Origin of the sequence: Herbinix hemicellulosilytica, assembly GCF_002904165.1 — a bacterium.
In the GTDB taxonomy this organism is placed as follows: domain Bacteria; phylum Bacillota; class Clostridia; order Lachnospirales; family Lachnospiraceae; genus Mobilitalea; species Mobilitalea hemicellulosilytica.
In genome coordinates, this window is sequence record NZ_CVTD020000017.1 from 105,385 (window position 1) to 117,695 (window position 12,311).

The 12,311-nt window shown below is 35.6% G+C and carries 12 protein-coding genes; 5 read left to right on the forward strand and 7 right to left on the reverse strand.

What is annotated here, in order from left to right; all coding sequences use genetic code 11:
• Window positions 1-3: 3 nt before the first annotated feature.
• Together HHT355_RS08355 and HHT355_RS08360 are read right to left on the reverse strand one after the other, a co-directional pair.
• Complete coding sequence (locus HHT355_RS08355; RefSeq protein ID WP_158245934.1) at window positions 4-1,275, reverse strand: LCP family protein; 1,272 nt, start codon at window positions 1,273-1,275, stop codon at window positions 4-6.
• Window positions 1,276-1,292: 17 nt separating this feature from the next.
• Window positions 1,293-2,192: a diacylglycerol/lipid kinase family protein gene (locus tag HHT355_RS08360; protein WP_103202989.1), complete on the reverse strand. Its 900-nt coding sequence runs from the start codon at window positions 2,190-2,192 to the stop codon at window positions 1,293-1,295.
• A gap of 256 nt (window positions 2,193-2,448) precedes the next feature.
• On the opposite strand from HHT355_RS08360, the gene HHT355_RS08365 reads away from it, so the two are divergent.
• The gene (locus tag HHT355_RS08365; RefSeq protein WP_103202990.1) at window positions 2,449-2,901 is read left to right on the forward strand and encodes an Hsp20/alpha crystallin family protein; all 453 of its coding nucleotides are present in this window, start codon (window positions 2,449-2,451) and stop codon (window positions 2,899-2,901) included.
• 188 nt (window positions 2,902-3,089) lie between these two features.
• On the opposite strand, the gene HHT355_RS08370 is transcribed toward HHT355_RS08365, so the two are convergent.
• From HHT355_RS08370 to HHT355_RS14005, 4 genes are all read right to left on the reverse strand, one after another.
• A complete protein-coding gene (locus tag HHT355_RS08370; RefSeq protein ID WP_103202991.1) occupies window positions 3,090-4,769 on the reverse strand; it encodes an extracellular solute-binding protein in 1,680 nt (559 codons plus the stop codon).
• A gap of 76 nt (window positions 4,770-4,845) precedes the next feature.
• Complete coding sequence (locus HHT355_RS08375; RefSeq protein ID WP_103202992.1) at window positions 4,846-5,715, reverse strand: carbohydrate ABC transporter permease; 870 nt, start codon at window positions 5,713-5,715, stop codon at window positions 4,846-4,848.
• 15 nt (window positions 5,716-5,730) lie between these two features.
• Window positions 5,731-6,660: an ABC transporter permease gene (locus HHT355_RS08380; RefSeq protein ID WP_103202993.1), complete on the reverse strand. Its 930-nt coding sequence runs from the start codon at window positions 6,658-6,660 to the stop codon at window positions 5,731-5,733.
• 6 nt (window positions 6,661-6,666) lie between these two features.
• Window positions 6,667-6,777 carry a hypothetical protein gene (locus HHT355_RS14005; protein ID WP_456298589.1) on the reverse strand — a complete coding sequence of 37 codons (111 nt, stop codon included), beginning with the start codon at window positions 6,775-6,777 and terminating at the stop codon, window positions 6,667-6,669.
• Window positions 6,778-6,987: 210 nt separating this feature from the next.
• Here HHT355_RS14005 and HHT355_RS08385 point away from each other — a divergent pair, with 210 nt between their 5' ends.
• From HHT355_RS08385 to HHT355_RS08395, 3 genes are all read left to right on the forward strand, one after another.
• On the forward strand, window positions 6,988-7,815 hold the full coding sequence (locus HHT355_RS08385) for an AraC family transcriptional regulator (protein ID WP_103202994.1): 828 nt from the start codon (window positions 6,988-6,990) through the stop codon (window positions 7,813-7,815).
• A 519-nt stretch (window positions 7,816-8,334) separates the two neighbouring features.
• Window positions 8,335-9,342 (forward strand): Ig-like domain-containing protein, encoded by a 1,008-nt coding sequence (locus HHT355_RS08390; RefSeq protein ID WP_103202995.1) that lies wholly within the window; start codon window positions 8,335-8,337, stop codon window positions 9,340-9,342.
• Window positions 9,343-9,922: 580 nt separating this feature from the next.
• Window positions 9,923-10,549, forward strand: coding sequence for a superoxide dismutase (locus HHT355_RS08395; RefSeq protein ID WP_103202996.1), 627 nt, complete (start codon window positions 9,923-9,925; stop codon window positions 10,547-10,549).
• A 165-nt stretch (window positions 10,550-10,714) separates the two neighbouring features.
• Here the strand turns inward: HHT355_RS08395 and HHT355_RS08400 are convergent, their stop codons facing one another.
• Window positions 10,715-11,089 carry a RidA family protein gene (locus HHT355_RS08400; RefSeq protein WP_103202997.1) on the reverse strand — a complete coding sequence of 125 codons (375 nt, stop codon included), beginning with the start codon at window positions 11,087-11,089 and terminating at the stop codon, window positions 10,715-10,717.
• Between the two features lie 182 nt (window positions 11,090-11,271).
• Here HHT355_RS08400 and HHT355_RS08405 point away from each other — a divergent pair, with 182 nt between their 5' ends.
• Complete coding sequence (locus HHT355_RS08405; protein ID WP_103202998.1) at window positions 11,272-12,180, forward strand: EamA family transporter; 909 nt, start codon at window positions 11,272-11,274, stop codon at window positions 12,178-12,180.
• The last annotated feature ends 131 nt before the right edge of the window (window positions 12,181-12,311 follow it).

The following is a 12,311-nucleotide window of genomic DNA, read 5'->3' on the forward strand; positions in this document are numbered from 1 at the left end:
TATTCATCTGTATAAATCAAGATTTTTCCGGGCATCTTCTTCGGTATCCAAATATATAAATTTATATAATTCGATAATGTTTGCATCCCAATCGTTTATAATAGGATATTTGACTCCGTTATACTCCAACGGAGCTTCAAAAGCCCCATTAACCGGTATCCGCATGGTTTTCATACTGAATATTTTATTCTCAATAATATCTTCCAGAGCCTTTTCTATCTGGCTTTGCGTAACATTAGTATTAACATAGCCGAGTATTTTTTTGGTAATTAAAATTAAATCGATTAACCCTTTCGATTTATACTTATTAAAAATTGCGCTTAAAACTCTTTGGTGCCGTAAAGTCCTTCCGTAATCATCCCCGGTTCCTCCAAGAGTTTTTACCATGCGGATACGGCAATAACCAAGAGTTTGATTGCCATTAAGATGATTCCATCCCGGACTTACATTCCGATATGCCGGATTTGATATGTAATTGGTTGTATTTAAATAATGTGCTTCTTCCTCGCCAAGCTCTATATCAATTCCTCCAAGTAAATCGACTATCTTTTCAAAGGATTCAAAATTAATATAAGCATAACCATCAATTTTTATCCTGTAATTATCCTCTATAACTTCAACCAGTTTATTGGCTCCGCCCATACTAAAGAACGAGTTAAGCTTATGAGGTTTTCCGTCGCCACTTTCTATATACGTATCCCTAAGCAGGGAAACAAGTTTGATAGAGTCGTCATTAGTATTTATTGATGCTATCAATAAAGCATCTGTATTTTTTGCATTATCGATTTCTTCTACTCCAAACAGTAAAAAATTTTTTACATTCTCTTCGCTTCTTGGTTCTTTCTTGTTTTCTTCATCCTTATTATCCTTTGTGTTATCAGAAACATTTGTATCTGTTGCGTTATCTTTTTTTCCCTTGTATTGTTCAGATTCGTCTATAGGTATAATGACATTTTCCTTTCCTATTTCTTCTTTATTCAGTCCTTGATGTATTACATTTCCCGCTATCTTATAAATTACCCTGCGGCCGCTTTTGGTAAAAGCCAGCCATAAAAAAAGCAAAAGCAGGACCATAAAGAATATTATGCTAAGCAATAATATCTTTTTCAATCTGCCGGTATTTTTGCCGGGAGCTTTATTATTCACTGTTACATCTTTTACGTCATTTTCAAATTCGTGATTTTGATCATCTATCTTATTTATATTTTCTATTTTATCAATTTTACTTATATTTTCTGTCTTATCTATATTATTTTTTTTATCTATCTTTTCCATCTTTTCCACCTTTATGTTCATGCAAGTATTTTAATAGCACTGTGTAAATTTTGAATTTTGACTTTATTTACTCCGGCTTCATATTCACCGTCTATTGACCATGGAAACGGCTCATCCATATAAAATGTCACATCGGTAGCTTTAAAAAAATCAATGTATTTATCTTTAAAATCTTTCTTTTTGAGAGAAATAATCATTCTGCTTAAATCAATGGGTGTTTTCGGATTCTTTATAAGAATAATTTCAAACATGCCGTCATTTAAATTGACACAGTTTGCATCCAATTTTAAAATACCGCCAATCGATAAAGAATTGCTGACTGCCCCAAATATATAATCCCCTTCGTAAACTGCTTCGCTTGTTTCAACCCTTACATGATGAGGCCGTATATTAGGAATATCTTTCATTCCTTCCAATACATAAGCCAGATGTCCTATTATATTTTTATGTGATTGGGGCGTTGAATACGAACTTCCCGTAAATGCTCCAAAGGAAGCAATATAGCTAAAATATCTTTTTTCCCCAAATAAACCTATATCTACTGTTTTAGTTTGTCCTTTTATTATTGTCATGGCGGCCTTTTCCATACGGTCGGAAAGATTTAAACTGCAGGCAAAATCATTGGTTGTTCCTGAAGGAATATATCCCAATGTCACATCTTTTCCAAGCCTCATTATACCGCTTATTACTTCATTCAATGTACCGTCACCGCCGCTGCAAACAATAATATTCTTATCATGTCCGTATTTTAAAACCAACTCTGTAGCATGGCCTTTATATGCTGTTTTTTTCATAGTTACATCAAACCCATGGCTTTGAAATAATTCTATGACGCGCTTAAAATTAATTTTTGGAAAAATTCTACCTGCAATCGGGTTTACTATATATAGCAACTTATTCTTTTTTTGATCGGCCATTACTTTATGCCTCCTCGGTCTTAAAAGAGAATCCTAATTATCTGATTATTTATATTCTCTATTATCTCATTTATACTAATTTTTAGTAGTTTTTTCAAGTATATTGGTTAATTTTTTAGCAATGCTTCATAAAATTATATATTTTTTTTATTTTGAATAAAATATAAATAGATCCTTGACATAATAAGTTATATGTGTTATATTTCATATAGAACATATATATGATATATAAAACATATATTAAGGAGGTATGAATATGTTATTTCCAAGCATTTTCAACCGAAACTTTGTAGATAACTTTTTTGATGATTTTACCGATAATTTTGACGACATATTTAGTTTCCCTTCCTTCGGCAGATTTCCTATGAGCGGAATGATGAATACCAATATAAAAGATTTGGGAGATGAATATCAGCTTGAAATCGAACTCCCCGGCTTTGACAAGAATGATATTACAGCCCATTTAGATAAAGGATATCTTACCATTACTGCCACAAGGGAAGACGAAAAAGGCAAAAAGGACAGAAATGGCAGATATATCCGAAGAGAGCGTTACAGCGGCAGTTTAAAAAGAAGCTTTTATGTAGGCGAGAATTTAAAAGAAGAAGATTTTAAAGCATCATTTAAGAACGGCGTACTGACAATTGCTTTTCCTAAGGATAAAACCGAAACCAAGCTGGAGTATAGAAAGTATATCCCTATCGAATAAACTTAATAATTAATTACTTATCTTCTGCCGATAAAATATTTTAAAATATCGGTTTGGGCTTCAGGTTTTTATTACACAGTGTGATATTAGTTATGTCATAAGAGAACCGTTTCGGTCGTTTTAAAATAGCTATATTAAAAAGGTCTGGACTAATTCCAGACCTTTTTTAGTAATTACCAAGTTTATAATTAATTATTTAAGGATGCTTCATATTCTTCATATTTTAATCTGCGCTCTTCAATTATCTCTCTTGCACCAGAGTTGAGCCAATCTTCGATACCTGCATCCCATACGGCATCAAATTCTTCAGGAGCTGCTGTAATAGCTCTTGCCATTAATTCGTTACCCTTATCGATCAGGGTCTGTGTATAAGGACCTGCAGCACTTAAGGTTACAGGAACGATAATGGCAGGACGACCGTTACGCATAGCATTCTCATAAGCGGTAATAACCAGCTCAGGCTCAACAGTATAACCGCTAGCAATAGCCTTTACATTCAGTTCCTCGTCGCCAAGGTCAAGTCCGTTGATCATGATAGTATAGTCGATATTCTGAGGAGAGTTCATGATCTTCTCGCCTTCGGCAGGTATAATTTTAGGAACACCGTTTTCAATTACGTGAGTAACACCTTCGTCACCAAGCTGTAAGTAGCTGCGGTTTTCAAACTTGGACAACCAGTTAATATAACGAAGCGCGCCTTCTACGTTCTTGCTGAATGCAGGTACAAAGAAGTTAACACCTGCAGAATCGTAAAGGCCTTTAACTGTCTTGCCTTCTGCATTTTGGAAAGGATCGATAGATACGATTTCAGCATCAGGTACGTTTTGTCTTAAATCTCTTAACAGACCCGGTGTATCACGATAAGGCTGATCCCAGTTGTGTATAAAGGATCCTACAACACCCATCTTAATCAGGTTATCGCTGTCTGTATCGTCTTTATAAAGTGCGAATTGGTTATCGATTAAGCCTTCATGATACATCTTGTTCAGGAAGCGAACGCCTTCCTTATATCCGGGAAGCAGATATTGACGTTCAACAACTGTATTGATCCAGCGCTCTTTGTCGCTTAAATTAGGATCAACAAAGGATTCAATTAATGCTGATGCTCTCCAGCGAACGTCACTGGTCATAGTAAACGGAACAACATTGTTCTTGCCGACTCCGCCGGGATCTTTCTCTTTGAACTGTACTAAAGCGTTATAGAATTCTTCAGTAGTTGTAGGCAGAGGTAATTCCAGTTTGTCAAGCCAGTCTTTACGGATGAAAGTACCAATTTGTGCAACGTTCATACGACGTGCAGGTATAGAATAAACTGCACCGGTTTCCATATCCATGTTACGATAAATCATGTCACGACCGGGAAGAGCAAGGTCGGGACCAAGGAATTCTTTAAGATCCGGAAGTAAAGTATCGATATAAGGAGCCAAGTCGGTAAGGCCGCCTAAATCACGATAGTTTGCAATCAAATCACCGCTGTATGTTAAGCATACGTCAGGTGCGGTGCCGGCAGCCATCAGGTTGTTAAGCTGATCGGTTTCTTCCCAACGGGATACTGCTACAAATGTTACACCCAAATTAAGTTCTTCTAAACATTTTTGTTTGATCCAGTCGGTGTAGTAGTTATTTGTAGGATCAGTTTTTCCGCCGTCAGTACCACGGTCAAAAACTTCTACTGTAATCTCACTGTAAGGCGGTTTTTCATCAGCTACAGGTGTTTCATTATCCTGTTTATCAGGAGTATTTGTCGGTGACTCATTTTTTGTTCCAGAATCCTGCGTATTGTTGCCACCGTTTTTCTTACCACATCCCCCCAAAACTGTGACAATCATCATGCATACAAGCAGGATTGACAACAATTTCTTTTTCATTTTACATCCTCCTATTTATATTTTTATAAATCACAACGATATCCTTAACTTATATCGTTGAAATTTATCGTTATTATTACTCCTTAATTGCACCCAGGGTAACACCTGTTATAAAGTAACGCTGCAACCAAGGATAAACGACCAATATAGGAACTGTAGCAAACATAACAGAAGCCGCTTTCAGCCCTTCACTGGCAACCGGCGCCGCAAAGCCTTCCTGTTGTGCCGTTTCTATTGATGATCTGTTATTAATAACCTGCCATAATTTTAACTGAATAGGCGCATACTTGGGATCGGAAATATACATTAGAGCATCCGAAAACCCGTTCCATCTGCCTACCGCATAAAACAGGGCCAACGTAGCCAAAGCAGGTTTAGAAAGCGGCAGGTAAATTTTAATAAGGATATTTACAGGGCCTGCACCGTCAAGCTGAGCAGATTCTCGTAAACTTTCCGGTATTGTATAGAAAAAGCTTCTGAGTATAATCATGTTAAAAATGGACAAACAGTTAGGAATAATAAGTACCAACGGATTATCAAGCAGATTTAACTGCTTCATCAATAAATAATTCGGTATGGTACCTGCACTAAAGTACATAGTTAAAAGAAACATACTGTTAAAAAATCTTCTGCCCTTGAGATTTTCATATATCAAAGGATATGCTGCCATTACTGTAATAACAAGCGATACGATAGTACATATAAGAGTTAATAGGGCAGTCCACCATAATGAACGTACGAATGCCTTATCCTGTAATACGTAATAATATGACTCCAAAGTAAATTCCACAGGCCAGAATGAAACCCGGTTGTTTATCATAGCCTGGGTTGAGCTAAAGGACCTGGCAAGGATATTTACCATAGGCAATAAGCACAATAAAATAAATAAAAAGCATATAGCTGCAATTATAATGTCTTCAATTTTTCTTCTTTTTGACTTAACCATTAGTCCAAAACCCCCTTACCATATTCCGCGTTCGCCGAAACGTTTTGCAATAGCATTGGCACCAAATAAGAAAATAACACAAACAACCGACTGGAATAATCCTACTGCAGCTGTAAGGGAGAACTGAAATCCCCTGATACCTACACGATAAACATAAGTACTTAACACATCAGCCACATCCATAACCAAGTCATTTTGCATTGCAAAAGGACGGTCAAATTCGCTTCCTAAAATCCGTCCCATGTTCATAATCAAAAGCACAATTATAGTGGAACGGATTCCCGGCAAAGTAACATGCCATATTTTCCTTAAACGTGAAGCACCGTCAACTTCAGCCGCTTCATACAATTCAGGGTTTATGCCGGTAATCGCTGCCAGATATATAATCGTATTCCAACCCATTTCTTTCCATAAGCCTAAAGCTATATACGTTGCTACATATAAGCCGTTTTCCATAAGAAAGTTTATGGGACCCAATCCGACCTTGCCAAGTAACACATTTACAACACCGGTACGGGGTGCCAAAAGCTGCCTTGCCATACCGCTTATAATAATCCATGACAAAAAGTGAGGAAGATATACTATTGTCTGCGTTACCCTTTTATAGCGCTTAAATGCAAGCTCATTTAAAAGCAAAGCCAATATTATCGGAAAAGGAAATCCGAATATCAGATCAAGAAAGTTTAATAATAAAGTATTGCGAAGTGCATACCAAAAATCTTTTGTCTGAAAAGCCTTTTGAAACCATTTAAAAATGGGATCTGACCACTCAGAAGCCCATACACCCTTAAACATGTTATAGTCTTTGAAGGCCATAACTATATTTGTCATTGGCAAATACCTGAATACTACGGCAAATGCCACAGGTAACAACAACATCAAATAAAGGGTCCATGTCTTCTTAAGGTATACATAGGCTTTTTGTGCTGTCCGCTTTTTTTTCATGATATTTTAAGTCCCCCTTGTACTTAATTGACAAAATCTTTTTGTCTGATTGGTATAAACACTATAAGTATTTATAAACCAAATTATATACTTCTTACAATAAACACACCTGCTCATTAATAAACGCCATGCTTTTTAACTAATTTTAATCCATTATAACAGTGTATTTTGGAAAAAAACATGGGTAAACTATTGAAATCATGTAAAAATTATAGATAACTTTACATAATTTATTCAGTCCGATTAATTGACATATTACCACAAGTCATTTAAACTAGTATTGTAGACATTAATTATAATTGTTGCCTTAATTGGAAAGGGATCATAATGAGCAACTTCGACTATTTGGATGATATAAACGTTACAGTCGATTATTTTAACCATAGAATCTGCACACCCAACTGGGAAATTGAAGACGGAGTTATAGATTTTGTCGATATAACATATATTATTAGTGGTCAGGCTGAATATACCATAGACGGAACCAGGTATATTGTTTCATCCGGTGATCTTATTTGTATACCCAGCGGAAGCAAGCGTTCAGCTGTAAGCATTCCCGATGCTTTAATGGAATGCTACTCCGTAAACGGTAAAATATTCAATATCAACGGCGAAGATGTTACACTTCCCTTGCCTCTTATCCGCAATATAGGTCTGCATAAGGATATTATTAACTTATATAACGATTTAAATACCATTTGGACTTTAAAAGATCCCGGTTATAAATTGCGGGCAAAGGGAATATACCTCATGATTTTACAGCGTTATTTTCAAATAATAATTTACCAGAGAGATACCAGTATCATGGACACCAGGATTAAAAAAGTCCTTCATTATATGTCCAACCATTATAATGAACCTCTCACCGTTCAAAAAATGGCCTCTATGTTTAATTTGAGCGATATGTATTTCGGTAATCTGTTCAAGCAGGAAACCGGAATGTCATTTCGAAATTTTCTTACCCTTATCCGTATGAACAGGGCCGAAGAAATGCTCTACAGCGGCGAATATAAAATACATGAAATTGCCGATGCATGCGGATTTAACGATGTATTTTATTTCAGCAGGGTATTTAAGAAATTCCGGGGAATTTCACCTTCAGATGCTATAAGAAAAAACAAGCAAAAAAACGGAATATACGAAGACAGTGTATAAAAATGATCGGCATTATTTGCTTATGGTTTGTTTGCAGATAACCGCAGCAAATTATGCCGCCTTTTATTATCCTAAATCTCCCGTACAATTTATAAGAGCCTTATATATTCTTTACATACCCGATAATTCTGATATAAAATCCACATTTTCTTATTTTTTTCATCTCTAATTTTAATTTGATATTGTCCCCGTATTCAGCTTTTAAGTACATACTTTTTATTCCCATATTTAATATGCTTCACTTCTTGCCTGTCATTGTATTTTACAATCAGCCGCTATAAAGATGCTTTATATAATATAAAGAATAGACAGTAACATACTTTAATATTTTTTACTGCTTTTTATTGAAATTGCCAATTATTAATGAATTAAAAAATATGAATTTTGAATAAATATCAGTTAAAATTTGTGCCGGTATACGATTTTTCCGGTAAAATATTTTAAACACAAAACGTAAATGTTAATATACGTAAAAGTTTGTCGTTTATATTCCTCACATTCGCCGAATGGAGGATTTATATGCCAAGATTCAAAAAAATACTCTACTTATTAGTTTTATGTTTCTTATTTACCCTTCTTACTTTTATAGCTCCAAATAAGCATGCCCAGGCTTCAAAACTCTTTTCATTTGTTATTTTGTCCAGTTACAACAAGACGGTAAATATCGGTGATGAATTCTATCTGGTTGCTGTCACTTCCAACGGGAAAATGCCGAAATGGTCCAGTAGCAGTTCAAAAATAGCATCAGTCAATACTTACGGAAAAGTGACAGCCAAAAAAGAAGGTACCGCAACGATTACCGCCAAAATAGACAAGGCGGAAGCGTCCTGCAAAGTTACGGTCAAAAAAACCGAAATAACAATCAGTGATACATATATAATTATTGAGAGGGGCGAAACTTATAACCTGTCCGCGACCACCTCGAATAATAAACATGTTAACTGGACCAGCAGTCATAAAAGCATAGCCGTCGTTGACGATAAGGGTAATGTAACCGGCTTAAAGCCCGGTGAGACTACCGTTACAGCAACAGTCGACGGCAGCAAAGCAACCTGTAAGGTTAAAGTTAAATATCCGACGGTAACTTTGGATAAGAAAAAAGTAACCTTATATCGAGGCCAAAGCATAAAACTGAATGCCCATGTATCCTCCGGAGCAGAACCCAAATGGAAATCAAATAAAAAAAGTGTGGCCATCGTAAACCCCGACGGAACGGTTACCGCCATCAAAAACGGCACAGCCATTATCACGGCCACAGTAGACGGAGTATCCCAAACCTGTGAGGTAATCGTAAAAAAACCTGAGATCAAAATAAGTGCTTCCGAATTAACCATAAAAGCCGGTCAGAAAGTATTGTTAAGTGCTTATGTATCCTCAGGAAATTACCCTGAATGGTCAACAAGCAATCCAAATGTAGCCACAGTTGATTCTCTCGGATGGGTAACCGGAGTAAAAAAAGGCAAAGCCTACATATATGTTAAAGAAGATGGCACAAAGGTAAAATGTACTGTTTATGTAACCGATTAAATCACCATAAAAAAACTTTTAAAAGTGAGGAATATACGATAAACTTTAAAAAAGAGGATGTCTCAAGTTAATATTTTGGGACATCCTTTTAATTCGCCCGTTTAATAGTTTTCTTACCTGTCTAACCGGTAAAATTTACTTATTATTATAAAAATATATATATTAATGCAAGAATTAAGATTGATATAGATGCTAAAATTAACTTATTTCTATTTAAAATTCCTTTGTTTTAATATCCTAATTTTTTTACTCTAGTATCTAAATCCCTTATATTAATTCTTATATATTCTTTTATAAGTTTTTCTTTTTACCTTCTTAATAATTTACTTTTATATTTCCTTTTTATCTTCTTATTTTTATTTCATCCCTGATATTTTTACTAAGGATTCTATTATTTTTTAAAATTACCTCTTGATTTTTAAATGTAAATGTGTAATAATATGTTTACAATTTTATTGTATACAATTTAAAATAATTTAATTAAATTATGTTTAATTAAATTATATATTATTAAATCACACTTAATTAAATAATAAAAATATGAAATTAATTTACTATTGATTATAAAGGAGGATGCCATATGTTTAAACAAATTGAACTTAATTATGATTTCAACGCTTTGGAGCCTTATATCGACGAACTTACAATGAATACTCACTACTCAAAGCATCATGCCACTTATACCAACAACTTAAACACTGCTTTGGATAAATTGCCTGAATTACAGGGAAAATCCATTGAGGATATATTAAGAAACCTTGCCGACATTTCCGATGAAGGATTAAGAACCGCCGTAAGAAATAACGGTGGCGGCTACTATAACCACAACTTATACTTTGCGGTATTACGTCCCGGCGGAAGCAAAAAACCGGAAGGAGAATTGGCAAAACAGATTGAGAAAGACTTTGGCAGTTTTGAAGCCCTGAAAGAGAAATTGTCATCTGCCGCTCTGGGCAGATTCGGCTCCGGTTGGGCTTGGCTGTCGGCCAATAAAAACGGGGACTTACAAGTATCCTCAAGCCCTAACCAGGATAACCCCCTAATGGAAAACGGCGGGGTTTGGGTTCCTATACTTGGCATTGACGTATGGGAGCATGCCTACTATCTGAAATACAAAAATCTTCGCGGCGAATATATCAGTGCCTTCTTTGAAGTATTAAATTGGGATGAAGTAGCTTCAAACTATTCCAAAATAAAGTCCGCATAATTGCCCCCTAAAAAGCTCCTAAATTGAAACACCGGTTGAGATTTGCATTTAATATGCAAATCCGACCGGTGTTTTTTACAAATACAAGTCATAAACTCACACTTTTATTTCAGTCTTTAATTGCTTTGTACTGCTTTTACTATTGCATTCTGTTGACCTGTAAACCTATTTCACAACAGCTATTAATTCTACTTCCACCAAAACCCCTTTGGGAAGTTCTTTAACAGCCACACAGGAACGGGCAGGTTTTTCAGTAAAATACTCGGCATAAACTTCGTTAAATGCCGCAAAGTCCCCCATATCTGCCAAGAAACAGGTGGTTTTTACAACATTCTCAAATGTAGTGCCTGAGGCATCCAATATGGCTTTAAGGTTTTTCATTACCTGAAGGGCCTGTTCTTTTATGCCCCCCTCCACTACCTGACCGTTTTCGGGATTTAAAGGGATCTGTCCCGATGTATAAAGCATACCGTTTACTATTACAGCCTGACTGTAAGGTCCAATGGCAGCAGGTGCCTTGTCAGTATAAATTTTTTGCATATTATCCTCATCCCTTCTATTTAGATTAATCTAAATTATAGCATTTAAAAGCCCCAAATCAAAAAGTTTTTATAGACTATCTGCTAATTTTCGTATATAATTATACCGTTTTATTTCCTTATATGGCAATGCCATTTATAGCAAAAAAATCTAATATTTTACATTAACAAAGGAGAGTGTTTATGTGGTTTTTATTCGCATTACTTACTACCCTTTCATGGGGTGCGGCCGATCTGTTCTATAAAAAAGGCTCGGACAGCAACGACAAATATAGCCATATAAAAATCGGAATAATGGTCGGTATCGTAATGGGCATTCATGGTATCCTGTATATGATTACAAACGGAATTGCATTTGTTCCTTTAGATATCGTAAAATACCTGCCTGTATCATTTTTCTATATACTTTCCATGCTTATCGGATATTTGGGTCTCAGATATATTGAATTATCCATATCATCCCCGGTGCAAAATTCATCCGGAGCCATAACGGCAATTGCTTTATTGATACTCTTTCCGGAACAGCTCCGTGTTATTGATATAACAGGTATATTATTGATAACCGGTGGTGTTGTCGGTCTTGCAATACTTGAAAAGAAACTGCAGGACGAAGCCCTTAAGGCAGAAAATGTGGCGGTAGATCCCAAATACCAGATAAGCTTTTTGGCTATAACATTTCCTATTCTCTATGCGGTTTTGGATGCCGCAGGAACAGCCGCTGACGGCATTTACCTTGATAAACTTAGTCTTATAAGCGAAGATGCCGCATTGTTGGCTTATGAATTTACCTGGCTGATATATGCTATAATATCATGGATATTCCTTTCCGTAATAAAAAAACAAAAATTCAACGTATTAAAGGAACCGGTCAGATTGTCTGCAGCCGTATTTGAAACAATTGGCCAATTCTTTTATGTATTTGCCATATCAAATAATGCGGTTGTATCTGCACCCATGATTGCTTCCTACAGCATAGTCTCGGTTATTTTGTCCCGGATATTCTTAAAAGAAAAGCTCAGTAAACAACATTATATTTTGATTGTTATAGTCATGATTGGTATAATTGTTCTTGGGGTTGCTGAAGAGCTGTAAAAGATATTTTATAATACGATGTATAAATACTTATATAAAAAGCCAATGCCGGCAGATAGTTTTTTATCCACATGGCATTGGCTTATTTATATAATTATCCACAAATTAAACTATCACAGTACCGGTTATCC